We start from the raw sequence: 24,409 nt of genomic DNA, 5'->3' as shown, positions 1-24,409 counted from the left end.
CCCACCTCTATTATCGCAGATGGTGGGATTCGTGAAAAGGCTAGTCGCCCTTTTTCAGTATGATGGTTTTATTCGACGCTTAAAATGTACGAATAAAGTGGTTGTTTGCCGTCGTGGACTTCCACTTCAGCATCCGGATTGACCGATTCGATGTACGCGACGAGTTCGTCGACCTCTTCCGAAGCCACGCCTTCACCGTAAAGAACCGTGACGATTTCGTCGTCCTCCGTGACGAGTGTATCGACCAGTTTCTTGACAGCACCAAGACTCGAAGTGTCCGTAGCAACGATTTGTTTTTCAGCAATCGCCATGTGATCGTCTTTCTTGATTTCAACACCATCAATATTCGTATCACGTACGGCATAAGTGACTTGACCCGACTTCACAGCTGCGATCGCATGCTCCATATGTGCTTCGTTCTCTTCAACAGTCGCTTCCGGATTATAGACGATCGTCGCCGCCAAACCTTGTGGAACTGTCTTTGATTTCACGACGGTTACGCCACAATTCGCAACAGATGCTGCTTGTTCAGCGGCCATGATGATGTTCGAGTTGTTCGGATAAACATAGACATGTTCAGCGTGTGCATCCTCGATCGCCTTGACGATGTCTTCCGTTGACGGGTTCATCGTTTGTCCGCCTTCGATGACGACACTGACACCGAGTGATTTAAAGAGTTCACTGATACCTTCACCCATTGCGACTGTGACAAGGGCCGCTTTTGCTTTTGCCTTCGGTGCAACGACTGGAGTGACTTGGTTCGCGCCCTCTTCTTCGAGGATCGTCGAGTGTTGTTGACGCATATTTTCAATCTTAACAGCAACGAGCTCACCGAAACGTTGTCCTTTTGTGATGACTTCTCCTGGCGTTTCGACGTGGACGTGAACTTTAAGGAGCTCTTCGTCCGCGACGACGAGCAACGAATCACCGAATTCCGATAATTCGTTCCGGAATGCTTCTTCACTGAACGGTGCATTTGCTAACTTGTCATCTTGGAAGCGAACCATGATTTCCGTACAGTAACCGTAATGGATCTCTTCTGTCGACATGAAGCTTTGAGCCGATTTATGATGCTCTGCTTCGACGAGTGCTTCCATGACTGGCGCATGTGGCTTATCAAGTTCTTTTCCTTCGAGTGTCGCGAGGAATCCTTCATAGATACAGACGAGACCTTGACCACCAGAGTCAACGACGCCGACTTCTTTTAATACAGGAAGAAGTTCTGGTGTACCGTCAAGCGATACTTTCGAAGCTTCGACGAGTTGACGCATCAACTCTAAGAAATCCGTCGTCGTCTCAGATTGTGCGATAGCAGCGACAGCTGTTTCACGGGCAACTGTCAAGATTGTCCCTTCGACCGGTTTCATGACTGCTTTGTATGCTGTATCGACACCTTTTTGTAATGCATCTGCGAATTCCTTCGTATCAATCGTTGTTTTGCCTTCGATTGATTTCGAGAATCCACGGAACAATTGACTTAAGATGACGCCAGAGTTTCCGCGCGCCCCCATTAATAATCCACGTGCGAAGACGTTCGCGACTTCCGATACAGAATCCGAAGTGGATTTACCTGCTTCTTTTGCTCCTGAAGTCATCGTCAAATTCATGTTCGTTCCCGTATCACCATCTGGCACAGGGAAGACGTTCAATGAATCGACGAAATCTGCGTTTTGATAAAGATTCGCCGCGCCATTTTGAATCATCTTGACTAACTGCGCTCCTGTTAAACGATCTACACTCACTAAAGTTTCCTCCTCTATTTCCGCCTTAGACATTCGTCAAGCGGACTCCTTGGACAAAGATGTTCACAGATGTCACGTCAAGACCTAGTGCCTGACTGAGCGTGTATTTCACGCGACTCTGTACGTTGTTCGCCACCTCTGAGATTTTCGTCCCATAACTTACGATAATATGCATATCGATATGAACTTGCTCTGAAGCCTGTCGAACGATGACACCGCGTGCAAAGTTCTCACGTTTTAAGAGTTCAGCAAGACCATCCTTGATTTGAGACTGGGATGCCATACCAACGACACCAAAACATTCCATTGCTGCGCCGCCCGCAAGTTGCGCGACGACATCATTATCTACATCAATCTTTCCATAGGTCGTTTTCATCTCGATCGCCACCTGAGTAGCCCCCTTTGAATATTGTATTCTTCTCATAATTCTACTATAAGGACCTACTATTGAAAAGTCGCCGTACTGACTATACAATGAATAAGTGAAAAATAGTAGCGGTCAAATGAACTTTTACCATCATCCTCATCCATTATTTTAAATTTCGAGGTTGTCTGTCAAGTTTTTTTCTTGTCAGCTACTTTTTTTATGTTGCAACCGCCCTGACACCATGCTAAGATAGCAAAGTGTCTATTAGGACGAACGCAAAACAACATAAAAGGAGGCGGAACGCATGGCACGTAAATGCTACGTTACTGGGAAATCGCCAAAGTCGGGTAACAACCGTTCACACGCATTGAACAAAACAAAACGTACTTGGGGAGTCAACGTACAAAAAGTACGTATCCTCGTCGACGGTAAGCCAAAAAAGGTTTGGGTTTCAGCTCGAGCTCTTAAATCAGGTAAAGTCGAACGCGTATAAGGCGCAACCACCGGATGGGAATCTTCCCTTCCGGTTTTTTTATGCCCTCATTTATTTTTCTCATAAACTAATTGTCGCTTTTATTGAAAACGCTTACAATAGGAACGTACTTTATTTTGTCAGAATTGGGGGAAGTCATCATGCAACTCAAACGAGAGATGACGAGTCGACACCTGTTCATGATTTCACTCGGTGGAATTATCGGAACAGGCTTATTTTTAGGGTCAGGATTAACGATTTCACAAGCAGGACCTCTCGGGGCGGTCCTCAGTTACATCGTGGGTGGGACCATCATGTATCTGACGATGTTATGTCTTGGAGAATTAGCGGTCTATCTGCCGGTCTCGGGGTCATTTCAGACCTATACGACCCGCTTTATCGGACCAGGGGTCGGCTTTGCCGTCGGTTGGATTTACTGGCTCGGCTGGGCTGTGACGGTCGCACTTGAAATCACAGCTGCAGGTAGTTTGATGGACCGTTGGTTTCCGAATGTGCCGGTCGTTGTCTGGTGTACCGTCTTTACGGTCTTGTTATTCGGTTTAAACGCCGTCTCCGCCAAAGCGTTCGGGGAAGCGGAATTCTGGTTCTCAAGTTTAAAGGTACTCGCCATTCTTTTCTTCATCATTCTTGGTGGCGCAGCTTGGTTTGGCTGGTTACCGATGGAAGCAGATCGTCCATCCTCATTGTTTGCAAACTTCACGGCAAGCGGTTGGTTTCCGAACGGAATTCTCGGTGTCTTGACGACGATGATTGCTGTCAACTTTGCTTTTCAGGGGACCGAATTGATCGGTGTCGCGGCTGGGGAGTCCGATAAGCCTGAAAAATCGATTCCAAAAGCTATCCGGAATACAGTTTGGCGCACGTTCATTTTCTTTGTCTTATCGATCACGATCGTCGGTGCATTGATTCCGTATGAGACGGCTGGCGGAGTCAGTAGTCCATTCATCATGGTCTTTGATGCGATCGGCATCCCGTATGCCGCTGACTTGATGAACATCGTCGTCTTGACAGCACTATTATCCGTCGGGAACTCGGGATTGTATGCCGCGACCCGAATGTTATGGGCAATGGCACAAGAAGGGATGATTTCAAAGAAATTATCTTATGTTAATGCCCGTGGTGTGCCGATGCGCGCTTTACTCTTTACGATGATGTTTGCGATGTTATCTCTTCTGACAGCTTTTTTCGCAGAGGATACCGTCTTTATCTGGCTCTTGTCTTTAGCTGGACTCGGTGCTCAAGTCGGTTGGATTTCAATTTCCGCTTCGCAACTTGCGTTCCGCCGTCAGTTCATCCGAAACGGACATGATCTATCCGAACTAAAGTTCAAGACGCCATTCTATCCAGCATTACCGTTGATATCGTTGACACTTAATGTCGTTGTCCTTTTCAGTCTTGCGTTTCAAGCGGATCAACGAATTGCTTTATACATCGGTGTTCCATTTTTCCTCGTCATGTGGGGAAGCTATCATCTGTTCGTTAAAGGAAAACACCTATCGGCTCAAAGTGACATTCGAGTCGCCCCTTCCCAACTCGAAGAATAATGCCATATGAAAAGAGGCCGCGGTATCATCCACGGCCTTTTTTCATATGCTTGTTCTATTCCTTAAGTGTTCGCATCATCAATAGTTCTCCTTGATGGAGCTCTACTGTCGCTTCTGACGTACTCCATTCATTACTGACGGTCAAGGAACCTCCGACCGGAACAGGATGCATATCAAGTGGATATTTGACTCCAGCTAAACTCAAGATTGACGGCACAAGTGGAATGAAAGAAAGATAATGATAGATTTCGGCTTCGACTGCATACGATCCTACTGCCAAATATCGCACCTCTTCCCGTTTCGTGACGAGTCGCGCTTCAGGGTATTGCTTCAATAAATACACATTTTGAACGGTCATGTCGAGTCGTCCACCTGTTGCTCCGACGATGATAGTATCATCAAATCGTTTCATCTCTGATACTGTACGAAGGGCGAGTTCGAGATCCGTCTCATCTTTCTCAGCCGGATGAACGATTGCTCCTTCAGGTACGTAACCAAGCGAATCAAAATCACCGATCGTCATGTCGCATGTCAGCCCAAACAATTCAATAGTCTGAACACCACCATCGACACCAATGATGAAATCACTAGACTGACAAAGCATCCGCAAATCAGGCACTTCTTCTTGAGGACCGGCGCACACGAGAATCGCCCGCATCTCAGACGCCTCGTGCTGAATAACGTAGTAAACGTGGCGCAGTTGTAAAGAGGAGACCCGCGACGACACCGCATAAAACATAAGATGGTACCATGTATGTCGCGTTATAAACTAATGAATATGGCACGACTGGACCTTCTGCATATTTCGCGAAGAACACGATTCCGCTGATGACATGACAGATATAACGGAGTCCTGCGCCTAATAGTGTTGCAAGGAGAACGAACGCCATCAAACGTTTCTTTTGTCCGTTACGTGCAGTTTGTCTAACCTGACGGGCGAACAGACCGCTCAGTCCGACGACACCGTATGCAATCGTGTAATCGAGTAATGGTTGGACGATCGTCAAGACTTGTGGGGCGAACATCAGTTGGATCGTACCAACAAGCGCTCCTGTGACGACACCTCCGATGACACCGTGGCGAAATGCCATGACAAAGATCGGTAACATCGCTAAGCTGATTGAACCGCCTTGTGGCATTTTAAATGGAATCAGTAAATCAAAGACGACCCCGAGACTTGCGAAGATGGCAATTTCCATCATCATTTGTAACCGTTTCATGCTATTTCCTCCTTCATTGTACGAGAGGACGCAAAAAGGCAATACGACGAACGCCGTACTGCCTGCGTGCGCCACATCCCTACGTCCGTTTGAACGGAACAGGTTCGAAGGGTTAAAGTCTAAAAGACTCCTCTCAGCCGCTTTTCAAGCGACACCCCTTGCGGTCATCATATTTCGTTTTCTCGTTCTTATTATACGGCAGCCCCTTGACGAATGCTAGTGATCGCTTCCGCATAATCTGGTGCATTGTAGATTGCTGATCCCGCGACAAGAACGTTCGCGCCGTTTTCGATGCAAAGTTTTGCTGTTTCCGGGTTGACGCCACCATCAATCTCGATTTCAAATGTCAGATCACGATCTGCTTTCATTTGTGCAAGTGATGCGAGTTTTGGCATGACATTCTCGATGAAGGCTTGTCCACCAAAGCCCGGATTGACCGTCATCAATAAGACCATATCGACATCCTCAAGGACGTGTTCAATCGTCGATAATGGCGTGTGAGGATTCAAGACGACCCCTGCTTTTGCACCGGATAGCTTGATTTGTTGTAAAACACGGTGGACGTGGTTCGTCGCTTCGACGTGGAACGTCACGATATCTGCCCCTGCCTTAACGAAATCTTCAACGAAACGTTCTGGCTGGTCAATCATTAAATGGACATCAAGGACCATATCCGTCTTTTGACGTAAACTGCTGAGCACAGGTAGTCCAAACGAGATATTCGGTACGAACTGACCATCCATGACATCGAAATGGATATAGTCCGCGCCTGCTGCCTCGACTGCTTTGACATCACGCTCAAGATTCGCAAAATCTGCTGATAAGATAGATGGTGCAATTTTAATCATCTTCAATACCTCCGGGCTCGATTCTTGATTTCGTCTATAAACATACCATAGTTCTCATAACGAGAGGACATGATTTCTTGTGCTTCGACGGCTTCCTTGACAGCACATCCGGGTTCATTCAAGTGCAAACATCCTCGATACTTACATTCGTCCTGTACAGCCACGAATTCAGGAAAACTCCACCGTACATCCTCGATTTCCATATCATATGGAAAATCAAGGTTCGAGAAACCTGGTGTATCAGCAATCAAGCCTTCGGCAAGTGGCATCAACGTGACGTGTCGTGTCGTATGCCGCCCACGTCCGAGTGATTTCGAAATCGCACTCGTCTCTAAGTCGAGTGTTGGTTCAAGTGCGTTCAAGAGCGAACTTTTCCCAACTCCAGATTGTCCGGCAAGAACACTCGTTTTCCCGGCCAGTAACGGACGGACTTGCTCAACACCCGACAACGTCTCACTGGATGTCTCGATGACCGTATATCCAATCTTCCGGTAAGCGGCAATTGCCTTTCTAACTGCAGGACCTTTGACATCATCAAGCAAGTCCATCTTCGTTAACAGGATGACGGGTTGGATTTCCTTCGCTTCGATCAAGACGAGGAAACGATCGAGCAAGTGCGCTGAAAAATCAGGTTCTGCAGCCGAGACGACAAGCAACGCTTGATCGATATTCGCGACAGGCGGGCGTACTAAAAAGTTGTCCCGCTCCTTCACTTCGAGAATATACCCGGTCTCACTTTCGATATGAAGAACGACTTCGTCTCCAACGACTGGACTGATGCCGCGTTTTCGGAAATTCCCTCTTGCCCGTGAACGGACCTCTCCTTCTGGTGTCATGACATCATAAAAGCCACCCTGCAGGCGTATGATCGTTCCTTCTCGATTCTCTTCGATGCGTTGTTCCGTCATCCTATGCACTCCTTTTTCATCACATTCACTGTGCGTCTTTTGCTTGATTGTACGTGATGGTTTTTGAACGATACACCGTATCGTCTTTATAAATCGTAATCTTGCCTTCTTCTCCCGGATCAATCGTCACCGGCACGTCGAATGTCTCATCTTGGTCAATTGATTCCTCGATGACGGTCCGCTTCCCTTTCGCATCTTCCGTCTCAATCCGGATGACTTGTTTCGGTGGTTCCTCGTCCTCGTTCTCGCTGACCGCGTCATAGACGACCTTTTCAGGGAACGTCGCTGTCAACGTTTTTTCTTCCTCACCTTTTGAGATGAAGACCGTCACGGAGTCGTTCGGTTCGACTTGAGTCCCTGCTTGTGGGAATTGACGGATAACTTGATCGAGTTTCACGTCGCTAGAAAATTCTTGCTCGAACGTTCCATCGAGCCCTTTTTCGTCCAGGTAGGCTTTTGCTTCGTCACTCGATAAGTTCGTCAAATCCTTCAACTCGAAGGAAGATGTTCCTTCCGAGACGGTGATCGTAATCGTTTGTTCTTTCGCGATGACCTCCGTACCAGCCGAGATCGATTGCCGGATCACATTACCTCGCTCGATTTCATCCGACTTTTCACGTTCGACCTCGACTTTAGCGAATCCAGCCTCTTTTAACGTCTCAATCGCCTCTTTTTCAGCGTCATCTGTCACATCCGGTACTTCGACCGGAGCACTTCCGGTAGAGACGACCAAGTTGACTGTCGAGCCCTTCTTGACCTGTGCGTTTTCACGCGGTGTCTGACTGATGACGTCTCCCTCATCGACCGTATCACTGTTTCGTTCTGTCGTCTCGACAACAAATCCAAGTTTCTCAAGCTTCGTTTCCGCTTCATCTCCATCCGTTTTGACGACGGACGGTACCGTAACGGTAGGATCCGGCCACATCGCAAACGTCGTAGCCGCTCCACCGAGTAATACCAGTAATAATAGGATGACCCACCAGCGTTTTTTCTTTTTCTTTTCTGACGGTTTCGGTTGAACGGTCGTGACGACAGGTGTGTCCGGTTCCGCTTTTGATTCTTCTGGCACTTGTACAGGTGATAAGACCATCGTCTTTTCCATCTCATCCTCTTCTGCACCTCGGATGCCTTCACTTGCTCGTTCGTCAGACAACGCCGTCACCATATCTGCCTTAAAGGCTGCGACGGACTGCTGACGGTCATGCGGTGCTTTTGCGAGCGCCTGCATGATACAGTTCTCAAGCGCTTGTGGCACTTTCGGATTCAAGACGGATGGACGACGCGGTGTATCTTGCAGATGCTTCAAAGCGATTGCAACCGGTGAATCACCCTCGAACGGTACTTGTCCTGTCACAAGTTCGTATAAGACAGCACCAAGCGAATAGATATCCGACTTCTCATCGGCAAATTTACCTTTTGCTTGTTCTGGCGAGAAGTAATGGACAGACCCAAGGACGGACATAGTATGCGTCAGAGTCGCATTCGACATCGCCACAGCGATTCCGAAATCCGTTACTTTGACGGTACCATCCTCTCGAATCAACATGTTTTGCGGTTTGATATCGCGATGGATGATTCGGTGTGCATGGGCATGATCGATCGCATCACAAATTTGAGCGATGATATCGACGGCCTGCGGCACAGGTAATGCTTGATTTTCACAAAATGTCTTTAATGTCATACCATCGATATACTCCATGACGATGTAATAGATGGCATCTTCTTCGCCTACATCATAGACGGCAACGATGTTTGGATGATTCAAGCTGGTAGCAGCATGCGCTTCACGTTCGAATCGACGAATGAACTGTTCGTCATGCGAAAATTCAGTCCGTAAAATCTTAATGGCAACATGACGCTTTAAAATCTCATCATAGGCTTGATAGACATTCGCCATCCCGCCACTTCCAACTAGCCGTTCTATGCGGTAGCGGTCATTTAATCGATCTCCGTATCGCATATTCAGACCCTCTTTCTTTCTTTGAACCGGATGGCGGCAATCGTAATATTATCCGCGCCTCCTCGAGCATTCGCTTCTTTCACCAATCGTCCGACGATCTCATCAAGCGGATCATCCCGTAAGATGATTTGTTCGATGACATCATCTGGCACTTCATCGGTCAACCCGTCGCTACACACAAGGACGAGGTCATAGTCTGGAGCATCTCTTACTTGAATGTCGACTTCGACCGTTTCGTTCGAGCCGACCGATCGTGTGATGACATTTTTACGTGGATGATTTTCGACTTCCTCGTCCGAAAGCTCTCCCATTTGTCGTAACATGTTGACGTAAGAATGATCATCCGTCAATTGTTTTAACGCCGTACCCTCAAGGGCATAGACCCTACTGTCTCCAACATGACCGATGACGAGCAAATCCTCGACCCAGCACACACAGGCAATGGTCGTTCCGACGATCGCAAGTTGTTCTTCTTTTGAAAACTGAAGAATCCGGGCATTCGCTTCGGCTACGCGTTGTTCTATCCATTCGGACAATTCCATCGGACGATTTGGCATGAGGGAAAAGGATGCTTCAAATACCTCGCGAACGATCGCACTTGCGATATCGCCAGCAGCGTGACCTCCCATACCATCCGCAACGACGGCAAGACCACGTTCAGCGTTCCCGATGAGTAATACCGTATCCTCATTTTTAGTCCTGACTTTCCCAGTGGTCGAAAGGTGAGCTAACTCCATGACAGTCCTCCGTTCGTATCAATCTTCTCGTTTCTTAAACGCGGCAATGTAGAAGCCATCCGTTCCGACTGTCGTCGGTAACAACTTGAGTTCTGCTCGATCTCCGATTAGATGCCGCACGGATTCTGGCATGCGTTCCGCGAAAGATGCATCAAAGTCAAAACCCTGATCGAGAATGAACGCTGTCTGCTCCTCGTTTTCGGTCGGATCAATCGTACAAGTCGAATAGACGAAGATTCCACCTTTTTTAACGAGTGGTAAGACAGATGTCAAGATGTCTCGTTGAATTTTTGGGAGTTGCTCGAGTTGTTCTGGACGTTTCGTCCATTTGATATCCGGTTTTCTCCGAATGACACCAAGTCCTGAACAAGGTGCATCGACAAGAATCCGGTCAAAGGATTCTACTTTGAAGCGTTCCCCTGCTTTACGGGCATCTAACGCTTCTGCTTGAACAGTCGTAAGACCTAATCGTGTCGCCTGCTGTTCAATCAATTTAATCTTATGTGGATGAAGATCAAGTGCCTGTAGTGTACCCGTCGTCAAACCTTCAGCAATATGCATCGCTTTCCCACCAGGTGCGGCACAGCTGTCGAGTACATGATCGGATGCTTCTGCACCAAGCGCACGGGCGACGAGCATTGAGCTCTCATCCTGAAGAGAAAGATACCCACGGTCAATCAGATCCGTTTTTTGGACGCTTCCTCGTTCGATTTCGAGACCGTCCGGCGCGACCGTAGATGGTTTTGCCGTCACACCTTGATCGAGTAGAAGCTCGATTGCTTCCTCCCGCGTCGTTTTCGTGCGATTGATGCGGACCGTGACGGGTGCCGGTGTGTTATTCAATTGACAGATCTGAAGCGTTTCTTCCGAACCAAACAGTTCGATCCAACGTTCGACGAGCCACTGCGGGTGACTCGTTTCAATGCTGATTCGTTTTGCAGCAGGCTCAATCTCAGCGAAATGAGGCATTCCCGCCCGTAATACATTCCGTAGCACTCCGTTGACGACTTTCGAGACATGGACTTTCCCACGTTTTTTAGCAATTTCAACGGCTTCATGAATGACGGCATGATCCGGTACACGATCGAGATAAAACAACTGATAGACACTCATTCGTAACAATGGGCGCATGAATGGATCAAGTTTTTTCTGTTTCGCTAAATATGGTTCTAAAATATAATCAAGCGTCAATTCACGACTGAGCGTCCCGTAAACGAGTTCCGTGAACAAGCCGACATCTGTTGCTGAGATAGCACGCTTTTCAAGCATCTGGTGGACGGTGATTGTCGAGAAGGCACCACCTTGACCAATTTTCATCAGTGTCGTTACTGCTGCGTCACGTACATTCATGCGTTCTCACCTACTTGTTGTCCGAGTTCAAGCGATTGACCGATCCCACGCATGAACGTAGCACCGTCCATCCGTTTTTTGCCGGACGGCTGTAAGTCGATCAGCTTCAACGCTGTTTCGGAACCTGTCGCGATGACGGGACCATCCGCTTCTAATGCGATGATTTCACCCGGTCGTCCCGTTCCTGAGACTTTCGTTGCGAAAAAGACTTTTAATCGATCGTTCCCAAGCATCGTATACGTACTCGGGAATGGATTCATCCCACGAATTTGATCATAGAGTGTCTCACCCGGTAGCGTAAAATCAAGTCGTTCCCGCTCACGTGAAATGTTCGGCGCAAATGTCGCTTCTTCCTCGACTTGTGCTTCCGGTGTCAATTCACCTGCGAACAGACGTGGTAACGTTTCAAGTAACAGGCGCGCTCCTGCGTCCGCTAACTTCTCGAACATCGAACCGGCTGTATCGTTCTCTTCGATTGGAACGATGATTTTTGACAACATATCACCTGCGTCTAGCCGATCGACCATATACATGATCGTCACACCTGTCTCTTTTTCTCCATCGATGATCGCTTGATGAATCGGTGCACCGCCACGATATTTAGGTAAGAGTGACGCGTGGACATTAATCGCCCCAAAACGTGGTGCTTCCAAAATAGCTGTCGGGACGATCTGACCGTAAGCTGCGGTGATGATGAGATCAGGTTTTAAATCGAGAACATCTTGATAATCCTCTCGAATTCGTTTCGGTTGCAACACAGGAATATCGTGTTCCATCGCGACGAGTTTTACAGGCGTCGGTTTGACTTCCCGTTTTCTTCCGACTGGTTTATCTGGTTGTGAGACGACACCGACGACGTCATACCCAGCATCGATCACTTCACGCAGTGTCCCTGCCGCAAACTCAGGTGTCCCCATGAAGACGACGCGCGGTTTTTCTTTCTGGACGAGTTTATCCGTGAACAGGACACCGTCTAAATGATCCATCTCGTGCTGGATGGCACGTGCAAAAAAGCCGTTTGCTTTGATTTTAACCGTCCGCCCGAGACGATCTTGAGACTTGACGACGATTCGGTCGAACCGTTCAACCGGTCCGAAGATGCCTGGCATGCTAAGGCAGCCTTCGTCATCGATTTGCGAACCATCCGCTTCGATGATTTCCGGATTGATCAGCTCGATTGGTCCCGTCTCATCATCGGTATGAACGACGGCTACACGAATCGGCTGGTTGATTTGCGGTGCGGCTAAACCAACCCCGTCATATTCGTACATCGTATCGAACATCCGGTCGATCATTTTACCGAGTTTTTTATCAAACTTCGTGACAGGTTCACACACCTGTCGTAATACATCATTTGGTACTTCTACTACTTTATACATACAGACACCTCACATGAATACAAATGGATTCAAGTCAATCGCGACTTGTGTTTTTGATTTTTGACGACGGGATAAGATATCACGAAGATGTGTCCGGACATCCTCCTGTCCTTTATGTTTAATTAAGACCTGTTGCCGGTACATATTTTTGAGTCGAGCGAGTGGTGCATCAAACGGTCCATTGACGACTAAATCCTCAGATTCAAAGGCACGAAGCTCGGAAGCGATTTGCTGCGCTTCTGCTTGTGTTTCGAGCGGATGCGCTGCTGAAACTGTAATCAGACCAAGGAACCAAAATGGTGGATGCCCACCGAGCTTTCGCAATTGCATCTCTCGCTTATAAAACGTTTCGAAATCATGCTGTTTGGCAGTTTGAATGACGTAATGCTCCGGGTTGTAGGTCTGGATAATTGACTGACCAGCGAGTTGACCCCGTCCGGCACGACCGGACACTTGGGTGATCAACTGAAACGTGCGCTCACTTGCTCGAAAATCCGGAATACCAAGCGTCGCATCGGCAGCAATCACTCCGACGAGTGTAACGTTCGGAAAGTCGAGACCTTTTGCGATCATCTGTGTTCCGAGCAGAATGTTTCCTTCCTTGCGTTCAAAGGCATCGAGTAATTTCTCATGCGCACCTTTACGCGACGTCGTATCCTGATCCATCCGGATGATTCGCGCCTCCGGAATCAAGTGTGCCAATTCTTCCTCAATCTTTTGCGTACCCGTTCCGAACTGACGAATTTTCGTCGATTCACAGGACGGACAAGTTTTCGGCATTGCGGCTTCAAACCCACAGTAGTGGCATTTCAAGCGATCTTCATGTTGGTGATAGGTTAAATTGACGGCACAATGCGGACATTGTAGCGTCTCCCCGCAATCCCGACATAAGACGAAGGTCGTATATCCGCGACGGTTCAGGAGTAAGACGGTCTGTTCCCCACGTTCGATGCGTTCTTTGATGCCTTCGACTAGCGCGAGGCTGAACGGCGTACGATTGCCCCGTTCGAGTTCCTTACGCATATCAACGATGTCAACTGGAGGCAGTTCCCCACCAAATCGTTCACGAAGCGGTAAGTAACGATAGACCCCTTTTTGTGCCCGGGCGTACGTCTCGAGTAACGGTGTTGCACTTCCGAGCACAACCGGACAGCGATGATAGGCCGCCCGCCACTTCGCGACATCGCGCGTATGATAGCGCGGATTCTCTTCCTGCTTATAAGTTGTTTCATGTTCTTCATCGAGAATGATGATGCCGATGTTCGTCAGCGGCGCAAACACAGCAGACCGTGCACCGACGACGACATCGACCTCGCCTTGGGCGATTTTGCGCCACTCATCATACTTTTCGCCGAGCGATAGACCGCTATGCAAGACAGCGACCCGTTCTCCGAAACGGCGTTTAAACCGTTTGACCATCATCGGCGTCAGACTGATCTCTGGGACGAGCAAGATCGCTTGTCTACCGCGTTCGAGTTGTGCATGAATCGATTCAAGGTACACTTCCGTCTTACCGCTTCCTGTTACGCCATGTAACAAAAATGTTCCGGTCTCAGCTTCAGCCGTAATCGCCGAGACAGCTTCCTGTTGCTTTTCCGTCAAAGAGGACGGCACAAAGATGTCTTGGACGAGATGTTCATAAGGATTTCGCCGAACATCGATCGTCTCGACTTGAATGATGCTCTTTTTCTCAAGAGCGTTCAACGTCGCGCTCGTTGCGCCCGTTGCCTGCTTGACTTCACTCCAAAGCGCATCCGGAAATTCTTGAATATACGAGTAAAGTGCCGCTTGTTGGCTCGCTTGTTTCGTAAAAGTTGCTTGCTCCTCTAGAAGACGAATCCGTTTATCGATCTTAGACGTCTTCTTCTCGCGGATGACCGGTTGAAGCGTCACGTCAGCTTGTTTCGCCGCTGTTAAGACGATTTGCTGCACTTCCGTTGGTAATTGACTCATTTTCTTACCATGATATGTCCGAAGTGGGCCCGACTCGACTATGACCAGTTTATCATAACTCACCTTTAAGGCAGCCGGCAGCATCGCAAGCAATGCCGTCGCCTGAAAACACAAAGTCGTTTCCGATAGATACGCTGATAACTCGAGTAATTCCTGTGTATAGGTCGGGGTCTCATCTAAGACACGCACGATCGATTTGACGTTCGTCAGATCAGAGGTAGCTTTCGTTCCGACGACGATTCCAAGCAACGCCCGTGGACCAAATGGTACTTCGACGCGCATACCGGGAACGATCAGCTCTTGCCAAAGTTCTGGCACGGCATAATCGAACGGACGATCGACCGTTGCTGCTGCGACGTCAACGATGACTTCGGCTATCATGCCAATGCCTCCGCGAATTGGCGCATGAGCGATTTGGCGAGCGTCGATTTCAATTGTTGATCGTATCGCGTGACGGAATCATTCTCCCCAAAAACGACGACCTCATTTTCATCACTGACGAATCCGATATCAGATCGTGACACATCATTCGCGACAATGAAATCGGCTTTCTTTCGGACGAGCTTTTGTTTCGCGAACGTCTCGACGTCCGTCGTCTCAGCCGCAAATCCGACTAATAACTGATGTTGTTTCTGCTCACCAAGTGTCTTCAGAATATCGGTCGTCTCTTCGAGTTCAATTCGAAGTGGTCCGTGGATTTTCTTTTGCTTCTGATCGTATTGGATAGACGGTCGATAGTCAGCTACGGCAGCAGACATGATGACGATGTCTTGCGTCTCATAATCACGTAACATGGCTTCGAGCATCTCTTCTCCCGATTCAACAGCAATCGTCGTTATCCCGGTCGGTAATCCGATCCGAAGTGGTCCATGGACGAGCGTGACATCGGCACCTGCGTCTCTTGCCGCTTCTGCTAGCGCAATTCCTGTCTTTCCTGAAGAATCATTCGTCAAGTAACGAACCGGATCAATCCGTTCCACGGTCGGTCCCGCACTGATCAAGACTTTTCGTCCGGCTAGATACTTCTCTTCAAAGAACGTTGAGAGTGTTGCGACTAAATCTTCCGGTTCAGGTAAACGACCTTTCCCGACCCAACCACATGCGAGATTTCCGACTCCCGGTGCAATCACCTGGACACCGTCCTGCTTCAGTTGTTCGATGTTGCGGACTGTCGCCGGATGTTCGAGCATGTTGACATTCATCGCTGGAGCGACGATGACGGGACATGTCGCTGCAAGGATCGTCGTCGTGATGAAATCATCCGCGATCCCGTGCGCGAGTTTTGCAATCAAATTCGCGGTCGCTGGTGCGACGACGATCAGGTCCGCTTCGTCCGCTAAATCGATATGGGCGATCTTTGACGGATCATGCTCGATGAAGACGTCATCATAGACCGCTTTTCGCGTCAGTGCTTCAAACGTCGTCTTACCGACGAATTGTTGCGCATTACGCGTCATCGCGACTTGAACGTGTGCGCCTGCTTGAACAAGCTTTGAAGCGAGTGCTGCTGATTTGTAGGAAGCGATTCCACCGCCGACACACAGTAGAATGTTTCGGTTGGTTAACATGTAGGTGTCCTCCTTATTGAAAAAAACAGCCACGATGACAAGTGGCTGCTTCAAAATTAGTCTTGCGGTTGGTTCGTGACGGATACTTCTTCGAAATAAAGCTCTTCTAAAGCTTTCCCGACCGGTTTATGCGATTTTGGGTTCGTGACTTTCACGCGTTTCCCGTCTTGGATTTGACGCGCACGCTTAGCGGCAACTGTAACGATTGTATATTTCGACGGTACTTTCTTTTGAAGCTTATCAACTGATGGATATAACATATCACTTAACCTCCATGGCTTTTTTATATAGGGACGCGACACGTTCCCGACTGCAATGTTCCGCTGTGACGATCGCTTGGATCCGGTCACAGGCTTTATGAATTTCGTCGTTCGTCACGACATAGTCATAGGCATCCATCATCTCGATCTCTTCCTTAGCGACGAGAAGACGTTGCTTAATGACTTCCTCCGATTCCGTTCCACGCCCTACGAGGCGGTTCCGTAATTCTTGGAGGCTTGGAGGTGCAAGGAATAAGAAGACAGCTTCCGGAAAATGTTCTTTGACCTGCATGGCCCCTTGAACTTCGATTTCGAGAATGACGTCTTTTCCTTCATCTAGGATCTGGTTCACCCATTCGACAGGTGTTCCATAGTAGTTCCCTACGAATTCAGCATATTCCAAGAGTTGATTGTTCGCAATCATCTCTTCGAATTCTTCACGCGATTTAAAGAAATAGTGGACACCATCTACTTCTCCTTCACGCGGTTGGCGCGTCGTACAGGATACCGAGTAATGCAGATCGTTATCCTGATCTTCGCGCAAGGCACGACAGACCGTTCCCTTTCCGACACCACTTGGACCAGATAATACGAGTAATAAGCCACGCTCTTTGAAAATCACTTCAAAACCCCTCCATCTCACAAACTTCACATTGTTTCATATTAGCAGTAGAGACGGGAAGTTCGCAAGTCATCTTTTTTAGCTCGACTGCTTTATCATACCATAACGATGCCATTTCTGTTACCTTTAGAAAGTGAGAACGAAATCAAGAAAGAAGGTAATCGTATGGCTTTTGACGGATTGATGACGACACGCGTCGTCAAAGAACTCCAACCGCTCGTTGGAGGACGGATCAATAAGGTATACCAACCATATACATTGGATTTAGTATTCCAGGTCCGCGCCGAGCGAAAAAACGTATTGTTGCTCGCCTCTGCGAATGCCATGTATGCACGGATGCACATTACGTCGGAAGCGGTCAGCAACCCGAGTGAACCCCCACTCTTCTGTATGATGCTTCGCAAGCATGTCGAAGGCGGATTCATCGAATCGATCGAACAACTCGAACGCGACCGAATCATTGTCTTACGTGTCCGTTCCCGGAACGAACTTGGCGATGAGGAAGCGAAAAAAATCTATGTCGAGTTGATGGGACGACACTCGAACATCATTTTGACCGATGGACAAGATAAGATCCTCGATGCGATCAAACACTTACCACTCAGTCAAAATACATTCCGGACGATCATGCCAGGGATGACCTATCAACTTCCACCAGCACAGGATAAAGTGGATCCACTCACAGGAGATATCGAAAAGGCACTCCACCGAATCGACTGGAACGCTGGGAAACTGGATCGCCAGTTACTTGGTCTGTTCAGCGGTTTGTCTCCACAAATCGCTAAGGAAGTCGTCACGCGGGCAGGTCTTGCGAACCGGACGAATCTTGCTACCGCTTTCCAGGACGTCTTAAAAGAACTAAACGGTCCTTATGTATTGCAACGGATGGAAGGCGGCAAAGAACGCTTTGCACCGGTCCGCTTAACGGAAGGTTCAATCATTGACGAAAAGACGTTCGCGACGAGTGGTCAAGTCCTCGACGCATTCTTCCATCAAAAAGCAAACCGCGATCGTGTCAAACAACAAGCGGCCGATCTCGAACGGTTCATCAAGAGTGAGTACGATAAGAATATCTTAAAGCGCTCAAAACTCGAAAAAGATTTAGAAGCGACGTTACGAATGGATGAATGGAAGCATAAAGGAGAACTGCTGACGACTTATCTCTATCAGCTCGAACGCGGGATGAAGGAAGCAACCGTCGTCGATTACTATGATCCAGACGGTGCTGAAATCACGATCACGCTTGATCCCCGCTTCTCGCCAAACGAGAACGCACAGCGTTATTACAAACGGTATAACAAATTAAAGACCGCCAAAGTCGAAGTCGCGCGCCAGCTTGAGAAGAACCAAGCCGAGATTGCGTACTTCGAAGGTTTGCTTGCGCAACTCGACGTCGCATCCCCGGAAGATATCCGGGAAATGCGCGAGGAACTCGTCGAAGAAGGTTATCTGCGCGAACGACAAAAGAAGAAAAAGAAACCGCAACTCCCACAACTCGAAGCATACCGTTCTTCGACCGGCCTTCCATTCTTCGTCGGAAAGAACAATAAACAAAATGATTACGCGACGTTCAAGTTTGGACGTCGGTCCGATACGTGGTTACACACGAAGGATATCCCAGGATCGCACGTCATCATTCAAAGTGATGCACCGGATGAGACAACGTTAAAAGAAGCAGCGATTGTTGCCGCCTACTACTCGAAAGCACGTGAATCGAGCCAAGTCCCGGTCGATTTTACGGAGTTACGATATGTCAAGAAACCGAGTGGTGCAAAACCCGGCTTCGTCATCTATACGGATCAAACGACACTTTACGTCACACCTGATCCAGATGTCGTCCAATCCTTACGTCAATGACGCTACACAAAAAAGCGCTGTTTTTCCTAAATATCACTTAGGAGAAACAGCGCTTTTTCATCTTCACTTCATTTTTTCTAACTGTTCCCGGTAATCGAGCAAATGCCCATGGATGATATCCTTCGCCTCGCTTAATTCTTGATCGAATGAGAACATCGCTTGTTTTCGTTCGTGGGAGAAGATGACATCGTAATGATGGCTGAGTAAGAAATCAATTTCCTGGCCGAGCGTCTTTTCCTGTTCTTCTGTCATCGGGATATCCCGATGACTGGCAATGCTTTCAAGCAAGACGAGCAACTTGTCTTCAAGATCGACAAGCTCCTTCAGTCGGATGAACGCTTCACTTTGACCGCTTGCCATCAATGGATATTTTTGATCTTCTTGAAGCATCAACATCATTTCTTCATGTTTGAGAATTTGTTTCCGAACGGCAAGCAACCTCGTATCATCTTGCACAAGGCTCCGCCAATCTTCCATCAACTGTTGCGTCGTTTTTTTGACAAGCAAGAGTAAACGATCCTCATAATGTGGTGGGAAGACGATGTAATTGATGAGGACAGCAGATAATACACCGACGACAGTCAGCAACGACCGTGATAAGGCATAGTGGACGTAGTCGGCGGTCGGACTCTCGAACATCAACACGATGGCAAAAGCCGCGAACGTCGACATATCCGTTCTTCCAATCATCGAATTAAGGACGAGCGAGACAATTACGGCGAGTCCAATCGTCAGCGGATTCGCCCCAAGTGTCGCAACAATCGCAAGACCACACATTAATCCAAGTACTGTTCCGAAAATCCGGTTGAAGACGATTTTAAACGACCGATGAATCGTCGGTTGCATCGCAACAATTGCTGCGACAGCCCCCATTCCCGAATAAATATCGAACACATACCAGGAGATACTAAGCGCAAGAGCTACCGCGATACCGGTCTTGACCGTTCGTAGTCCAATCCGAAACTTTAATTTCACTCGAGCGTCACCTGCCCGACTTCACTATTGACTGTCACTTCCGGTTTTTCTTGTTTCGACAGTTCATAAATTGTCTCATCCTTATTCTTTTGTTTCGTATATCGGTCAGAGGCTTTAATATCGCCTCCTGTGTCAATCGTAATCGTACCGGCTGATTTATTTGGTTTTAGCTTCGTCGCGCCGTCAATCGTTGTGACGTCGAGACTCAACTTCGCCACATATTCCGCAAGAGAAACACTTTCACCTGTCACTTGCGCATGGACGGCATCCATCTCTTTGATGGAAATCGCACGTGATGCATTCAGTGTAATTTCATCACCTTTTACTTTATCGAGACTCATCGCTTCTCCGTTCATCTCGATTGTTTTTGCGTAGATGCCCATTCCTTTAAGTGTTCCAGCATCGACATCGACACGGTTCATATAACTCGGTAGTCCCACTTGAATCGTATAGTCTGCTGTTTTTTCGCTCGGACGATTGCCGAGTCGAGACAGCCAACCATCTCGTCCTGTCACCGTTACCGTATTCGTCGATGTACTGATTTTCAGTCGTTTTCCACTCGATGCACTATCGACAAGTTTGATTTGGACGTTTCCGTCTGTGCTTCGAACGAATTGTACGGTTGCGTGCGGCGCCTCGATGGCGAGAGACTTATAGCGATTCGTCGTCTTGAATGTTTCGCCGCGCGATAACAATTCCGTTGAGACGAGCAATGTAATCGAATAGATGACGACAAGTCCGAGAACGACACCACCGTACAAATAAAGCGGTCGCTTCACTGGTCCTTTTTCTCCAATGCGGTTCAACCGTGCATCCATCTTTTGTTTTTGTTTATTTTTTAAGCGTGTGAACGACGATTGTTTTCGTTTCCGCACACTCCTACTGTTATGCTCTTCCATGTCAGTCCCTCCATCTCATGTCTACCATTATTCCGAATATCTGAATCGGCTGTCAACAGCCCCTACTTATCATAGAAGAAGTTCACTGTTTCGCCATCGGGCGGAAGAAGGAAGCGTCATCGGATGAACTACAGATATTCCAGAAGAATAATCGACAAAAAGGAGAGGAACCTTGACGTTTCCTCTCCTTTGCTTAAGAACGGATTATAATTCGAGTGACTCGCCGATCGCAAGTAAATGACCAGTTTGACCTTGCGCTTCAATTTGTTCACAGAATGCGTTCGCATCTTGTTTGATTAAATCAAATGTATCGTAGTGGATCGGTACGACTGCTTTCGCTTGCAACATATCTGCAGCGATCAACGCATCATCCGGACCCATCGTGAAGTTATCACCGATCGGTAAGAAGGCTAAATCGATTTCATGATGGGCGCCATAAAGGGCTAAATCCCCGAACAGTGCCGTATCGCCTGCGTGATAGATTTCTTTGCCTTCGATCGTCAGTAAGAATCCAGCCGGCATCCCCATATACGTAATGGTTTGTTTCTCTTCATCGATGATGCTTGATGAATGGAATGCCTGTGTCATCTTTACTTTACCAAACGAGAATTCAAACTGTCCGCCAAGGTTCATCGGGTGGACATTCAATCCTTTGAAGCTTAAATACGTTGCCAACTCATGCGTAGCGATGATCGTCGCCCCCGTTGCTTTCGCGATCCGCTCTGCATCAAGCATATGATCGGCATGGGCATGGGTTAACAAAATAAAATCTGCCTTGACGTCATCTGGATTCGTCGTCGCTTTTTCATTACCGCTAAAGAAGGGATCGATGACGAGATGGTGACCATTCGTTTCAATCGTTACTGTTGACTGTCCATGATAAGTTAGCTTCATCTAATTCACTGCCTCTCGATTAGGATTCGGATAATTGATTCCCTTCCCCCCATGCGCATAAACCTTTCATGGCTGGTTGCAGTGTAAATGCCGCTTCTGTCAATTTGTATTCGACATGTAAGACGGCTTCATCATACTCAATCCGTTCAATCATTCCGAGACGTTCGAGTTCTTTTAATTGATCCGTCAAGACTTTCCGAGAAATCCCGGGAATGGCACGTTGTAACTCTAAAAAACGTTTCTGACCGTTCTCTAACGTGCAATATAATTGTGGACGCCATTTTCCGCCGATGATGGCGAGCGCCCGATTGACCGGAAATTGTTCTGTCGACATGTTGTTCTCTCCTCCAGAGTAGTTACTTCAAAGTGCGTACTATGCAATCGAGTGTAGCGTAAGTTAGAGTATGCGTAAATCATTTTGCAAAAGGAGTGTTAAGCATGACGTATCCACGTAATTTTTCGCACATCGGTCTTTCTGTACCGAATCTCGACGAAGCCGTCCGTTTTTATCAAGAGGTGATGGGTTGGTATATCATCATGGAACCATCTGATGTCCTCGAAGATGACTCTGCCATCGGTGTCATGTGTACGGATGTCTTTGGTGCAGGATGGAACAAGTTCCGGATTGCTCACATGGCGACAGGTGACCGCATCGGAATCGAGTTGTTCGAGTTCCCGAACAATGAACAACCCGAAAATAACTTCGAATTCTGGAAAACAGGCATCTTCCATTATGCGATCCAAGATCCAGACGTCGAAGGACTCGTCGAAAAAATCGTCGCCCACGGCGGCAAACAACGGATGCCAATCCGCGAATACTATCCGGGAGACAAGCCGTATCGAATGGTCTACTGTGAGGATCCATTTGGTAATCTCGTCGAAATTTACTCTCACTCATATGAACTTACCTATTCGGAAGGAGCTTATTAAACATGAAAGCATGGTTAAATCACTCAGGTACAGCGATTGATCAATGGACATTCGAAGAGGTCAAGACGCCGACGCCAGGAGAAGGACAAGCCTTGATTCGCGTCAAGACGGTCGCACTGAATCCCGTCGACTATAAGGCGACCAACAATCCAGCTTGGACGTTCCCGCATATTCCGGGCGTCGATCTAGCGGGTGTCGTCGAACAAATCGGACCCGGCGCAGAAGTGAAAATCGGCGATCGTGTAGCGATTCATACGAACCTGCAACGCGATGGTGCTTTTGCTGAATATGCACTCGTCGATACGCGTGCCCTCGCCCTGATTCCGGAAGACATCTCATTCACTGAAGCCGCTGCGATTCTTTGCGCAGGCATGACTGCCTATGAAGCGATCGTTCAGAAGATGAACACGACAGGGAAAGAAACGATCCTCATTCATGCTGGTGCAGGTGGTGTCGGTGGCATCGGCATTCAACTCGCGAAACGCCTTGGTCTTAAGGTCGCGACGACTGCTTCGACAGAAAACCATGAGTGGGTCAAGCGACTCGGTGCCGATCTTGCCATCGACTACAAAAAAGAAAATGTCACGGATGTCATTCGCGATTGGACGAACGGTCGCGGTGCTGACTTGATTTTCAATACGGTCGGTCGAGATGAAGCAACAGCGGATCTCGGACGTCTTGCCTTCTCGGGGCAACTCGCCTTCATCGCCGGTGGTCCCGATCAGTCGGTCGTCAAGCCGTTCACGCTCTCCCCTTCGATCCATGAAGTGGCACTCGCGGCTGCTTATGCCAGCGAAGATGACCGTGCGATCCGAAACCTCGGTCATATGGCAAGTGAATTATTAAAACTCGTCGCAGCGAAAGAACTCGATCCACTCGTCACAGAGGAGATTCCAGCAACTGACATCGTCAAAGGATTACAACGTCTATCTGAACGTCACGTCCGTGGTAAAATCATCGCTAAATTTAACTAATACTTGCCGTGGCACAAAACAGCCGACTGTCCTTAGATAATAGGACGGTCGGCTGCTGTCGTACTCTATTTTTTAATTCCTGAACGTTGACTGAAAAAGCATCAGCCATGTTCACCGGTAGCGTTCTTGTTTTTTGATATGTAAGGATCGTCCGACTAACTCGAAACCGACATGCTGATAGATTTTATTCGCTGTCTGGTTCGACCAATCGGTATAGAGCGTCACGACCGGATAAGACTGTAGGAGGTGTTCAGATAGTTTTGCGACAAGATAAGAAGCATATCCATTCCCACGTAGTTTTTTCGGCGTATAGACGTAAGAAATCGTAATCCCAGTTTGCGTGGGACGTGTCGCTGCCGCCATCGCGACGAGCGTATTTCCACTAAACAATCCGAACAAGCTTCCTTGCTGAATGTGTCGCGTCATTGACTGATGGAGTTGCGTAAGCTGTCGATCAGATGGACGCGTTTCGACCTCATATAAAAATCCGGACGCAAATTCTAAGGCTTGTTGTCCTTCATCGTTCAAAACCGGTCGGAAGACGACGTTCTCCTGAACATGTGGCATCTCGACCTTCGTCAATGCATACATCCCTTGTTCCATATGTACCTCATACATGGAATGTGGGAGTAAAAGCGGCGCTAAGATGACCTGTTCTCCGACGAATCCTGGACTATCCAGAATTCGCGCAAGCTTTCGAATCCCTTCTTGCGAGAACATATCCCCTGCGACGATGACTTGCTCCGGTATCGTTTGCAATATGACGAGACGATGATCGCCTTCTTGTGCCGTTGCCATCAAGAGCGGTTCATCTCCCCGTTCCAATATACCTAGAATCAACTGATGCGTATCTGGACGTTCAAGCAGAAACGGGAGGACGACCATTTTGAATTGTTCATAATCACGATAATGCGTCACCATAGTCGACG

General features: G+C 48.0%; 24 protein-coding genes, 1 pseudogene and 1 riboswitch. Of the genes and pseudogenes, 5 read left to right on the top strand and 20 right to left on the bottom strand.

Annotated features, from left to right (window positions below; genetic code table 11):
- Window positions 1-68: 68 nt before the first annotated feature.
- Window positions 69-1,742 carry a DAK2 domain-containing protein gene (locus tag B3M90_RS04930; RefSeq protein ID WP_414655225.1) on the bottom strand — a complete coding sequence of 558 codons (1,674 nt, stop codon included), beginning with the start codon at window positions 1,740-1,742 and terminating at the stop codon, window positions 69-71.
- Window positions 1,743-1,767: 25 nt separating this feature from the next.
- Window positions 1,768-2,130, bottom strand: a complete 363-nt coding sequence (locus B3M90_RS04925; RefSeq protein ID WP_023468757.1) for an Asp23/Gls24 family envelope stress response protein — start codon at window positions 2,128-2,130, stop codon at window positions 1,768-1,770.
- A gap of 283 nt (window positions 2,131-2,413) precedes the next feature.
- On the opposite strand from B3M90_RS04925, the gene rpmB reads away from it, so the two are divergent.
- The gene (gene rpmB / locus B3M90_RS04920) at window positions 2,414-2,602 is read left to right on the top strand and encodes a 50S ribosomal protein L28 (RefSeq protein WP_023468758.1); all 189 of its coding nucleotides are present in this window, start codon (window positions 2,414-2,416) and stop codon (window positions 2,600-2,602) included.
- Between the two features lie 140 nt (window positions 2,603-2,742).
- Window positions 2,743-4,146, top strand: a complete 1,404-nt coding sequence (locus B3M90_RS04915) for an amino acid permease (RefSeq protein WP_290782821.1) — start codon at window positions 2,743-2,745, stop codon at window positions 4,144-4,146.
- 55 nt (window positions 4,147-4,201) lie between these two features.
- Here B3M90_RS04915 and B3M90_RS04910 read toward each other — a convergent pair whose 3' ends face one another.
- From B3M90_RS04910 to gmk, 13 genes and pseudogenes are all read right to left on the bottom strand, one after another.
- Window positions 4,202-4,804, bottom strand: a complete 603-nt coding sequence (locus tag B3M90_RS04910) for a thiamine diphosphokinase (RefSeq protein WP_290782818.1) — start codon at window positions 4,802-4,804, stop codon at window positions 4,202-4,204.
- Between the two features lies 1 nt (window position 4,805).
- Window positions 4,806-5,366 carry an energy-coupled thiamine transporter ThiT gene (thiT, locus tag B3M90_RS04905; protein WP_214854564.1) on the bottom strand — a complete coding sequence of 187 codons (561 nt, stop codon included), beginning with the start codon at window positions 5,364-5,366 and terminating at the stop codon, window positions 4,806-4,808.
- A gap of 59 nt (window positions 5,367-5,425) precedes the next feature.
- A riboswitch (TPP riboswitch) is annotated at window positions 5,426-5,535 on the bottom strand.
- Window positions 5,536-5,557: 22 nt separating this feature from the next.
- Window positions 5,558-6,214 carry a ribulose-phosphate 3-epimerase gene (gene rpe / locus B3M90_RS04900; protein WP_214854567.1) on the bottom strand — a complete coding sequence of 219 codons (657 nt, stop codon included), beginning with the start codon at window positions 6,212-6,214 and terminating at the stop codon, window positions 5,558-5,560.
- A gap of 2 nt (window positions 6,215-6,216) precedes the next feature.
- A complete protein-coding gene (gene rsgA / locus B3M90_RS04895) occupies window positions 6,217-7,122 on the bottom strand; it encodes a ribosome small subunit-dependent GTPase A (RefSeq protein WP_290782815.1) in 906 nt (301 codons plus the stop codon).
- A 25-nt stretch (window positions 7,123-7,147) separates the two neighbouring features.
- Complete coding sequence (gene pknB, locus B3M90_RS04890; RefSeq protein WP_214854573.1) at window positions 7,148-9,082, bottom strand: Stk1 family PASTA domain-containing Ser/Thr kinase; 1,935 nt, start codon at window positions 9,080-9,082, stop codon at window positions 7,148-7,150.
- A 2-nt stretch (window positions 9,083-9,084) separates the two neighbouring features.
- Window positions 9,085-9,819, bottom strand: coding sequence for a Stp1/IreP family PP2C-type Ser/Thr phosphatase (locus B3M90_RS04885; RefSeq protein ID WP_056062297.1), 735 nt, complete (start codon window positions 9,817-9,819; stop codon window positions 9,085-9,087).
- An 18-nt stretch (window positions 9,820-9,837) separates the two neighbouring features.
- Entirely contained in the window at window positions 9,838-11,169 is a 1,332-nt protein-coding gene (rsmB, locus tag B3M90_RS04880; protein ID WP_290782813.1) for a 16S rRNA (cytosine(967)-C(5))-methyltransferase RsmB, read from the bottom strand.
- Window positions 11,166-12,086 (bottom strand): methionyl-tRNA formyltransferase, encoded by a 921-nt coding sequence (gene fmt, locus B3M90_RS04875; protein ID WP_251137889.1) that lies wholly within the window; start codon window positions 12,084-12,086, stop codon window positions 11,166-11,168. Before fmt ends, rsmB begins: the two co-directional genes overlap by 4 nt.
- 24 nt (window positions 12,087-12,110) lie before the next feature.
- A pseudogene (def, locus tag B3M90_RS04870) lies at window positions 12,111-12,548 on the bottom strand (peptide deformylase); the annotation flags it as partial.
- A 9-nt stretch (window positions 12,549-12,557) separates the two neighbouring features.
- Window positions 12,558-14,882 carry a primosomal protein N' gene (gene priA / locus B3M90_RS04865; protein ID WP_290782811.1) on the bottom strand — a complete coding sequence of 775 codons (2,325 nt, stop codon included), beginning with the start codon at window positions 14,880-14,882 and terminating at the stop codon, window positions 12,558-12,560.
- Window positions 14,879-16,069 carry a bifunctional phosphopantothenoylcysteine decarboxylase/phosphopantothenate--cysteine ligase CoaBC gene (coaBC, locus tag B3M90_RS04860; RefSeq protein ID WP_214854579.1) on the bottom strand — a complete coding sequence of 397 codons (1,191 nt, stop codon included), beginning with the start codon at window positions 16,067-16,069 and terminating at the stop codon, window positions 14,879-14,881. Before coaBC ends, priA begins: the two co-directional genes overlap by 4 nt.
- Window positions 16,070-16,125: 56 nt before the next feature.
- On the bottom strand, window positions 16,126-16,329 hold the full coding sequence (gene rpoZ, locus B3M90_RS04855) for a DNA-directed RNA polymerase subunit omega (RefSeq protein WP_029342114.1): 204 nt from the start codon (window positions 16,327-16,329) through the stop codon (window positions 16,126-16,128).
- 1 nt (window position 16,330) lies between these two features.
- Complete coding sequence (gene gmk / locus B3M90_RS04850; RefSeq protein WP_174316772.1) at window positions 16,331-16,948, bottom strand: guanylate kinase; 618 nt, start codon at window positions 16,946-16,948, stop codon at window positions 16,331-16,333.
- A 168-nt stretch (window positions 16,949-17,116) separates the two neighbouring features.
- Between gmk and B3M90_RS04845 the strand changes: the two genes are divergently transcribed.
- On the top strand, window positions 17,117-18,808 hold the full coding sequence (locus B3M90_RS04845) for an Rqc2 family fibronectin-binding protein (RefSeq protein WP_214854581.1): 1,692 nt from the start codon (window positions 17,117-17,119) through the stop codon (window positions 18,806-18,808).
- A 63-nt stretch (window positions 18,809-18,871) separates the two neighbouring features.
- Here the strand turns inward: B3M90_RS04845 and B3M90_RS04840 are convergent, their stop codons facing one another.
- From B3M90_RS04840 to B3M90_RS04825, 4 genes are all read right to left on the bottom strand, one after another.
- Window positions 18,872-19,783 (bottom strand): FUSC family protein, encoded by a 912-nt coding sequence (locus tag B3M90_RS04840; RefSeq protein WP_035406871.1) that lies wholly within the window; start codon window positions 19,781-19,783, stop codon window positions 18,872-18,874.
- Window positions 19,780-20,682 carry a DUF4097 family beta strand repeat-containing protein gene (locus B3M90_RS04835; protein ID WP_214854582.1) on the bottom strand — a complete coding sequence of 301 codons (903 nt, stop codon included), beginning with the start codon at window positions 20,680-20,682 and terminating at the stop codon, window positions 19,780-19,782. The genes B3M90_RS04840 and B3M90_RS04835 overlap by 4 nt, the downstream gene beginning before the upstream one ends.
- A 204-nt stretch (window positions 20,683-20,886) precedes the next feature.
- Window positions 20,887-21,576, bottom strand: a complete 690-nt coding sequence (locus tag B3M90_RS04830; protein WP_214854583.1) for a metal-dependent hydrolase — start codon at window positions 21,574-21,576, stop codon at window positions 20,887-20,889.
- A gap of 19 nt (window positions 21,577-21,595) precedes the next feature.
- Window positions 21,596-21,910, bottom strand: coding sequence for a winged helix-turn-helix transcriptional regulator (locus B3M90_RS04825; protein ID WP_214854585.1), 315 nt, complete (start codon window positions 21,908-21,910; stop codon window positions 21,596-21,598).
- A gap of 104 nt (window positions 21,911-22,014) precedes the next feature.
- Here B3M90_RS04825 and B3M90_RS04820 point away from each other — a divergent pair, with 104 nt between their 5' ends.
- Entirely contained in the window at window positions 22,015-22,506 is a 492-nt protein-coding gene (locus B3M90_RS04820; RefSeq protein ID WP_023468778.1) for a lactoylglutathione lyase family protein, read from the top strand.
- Window positions 22,507-22,508: 2 nt separating this feature from the next.
- Window positions 22,509-23,480 carry a zinc-binding dehydrogenase gene (locus B3M90_RS04815; RefSeq protein ID WP_214854587.1) on the top strand — a complete coding sequence of 324 codons (972 nt, stop codon included), beginning with the start codon at window positions 22,509-22,511 and terminating at the stop codon, window positions 23,478-23,480.
- A gap of 111 nt (window positions 23,481-23,591) precedes the next feature.
- Here B3M90_RS04815 and B3M90_RS04810 read toward each other — a convergent pair whose 3' ends face one another.
- The gene (locus B3M90_RS04810; RefSeq protein WP_214854591.1) at window positions 23,592-24,401 is read right to left on the bottom strand and encodes a GNAT family N-acetyltransferase; all 810 of its coding nucleotides are present in this window, start codon (window positions 24,399-24,401) and stop codon (window positions 23,592-23,594) included.
- Between the last annotated feature and the right edge of the window lie 8 nt (window positions 24,402-24,409).

The organism is Exiguobacterium sp. UBA6309, assembly GCF_002439205.1.
GTDB lineage: Bacteria > Bacillota > Bacilli > Exiguobacteriales > Exiguobacteriaceae > Exiguobacterium_A.
The sequence above is the reverse complement of the archived record's forward strand: the minus strand, read 5'-3'. Positions and strand labels throughout refer to the sequence as shown.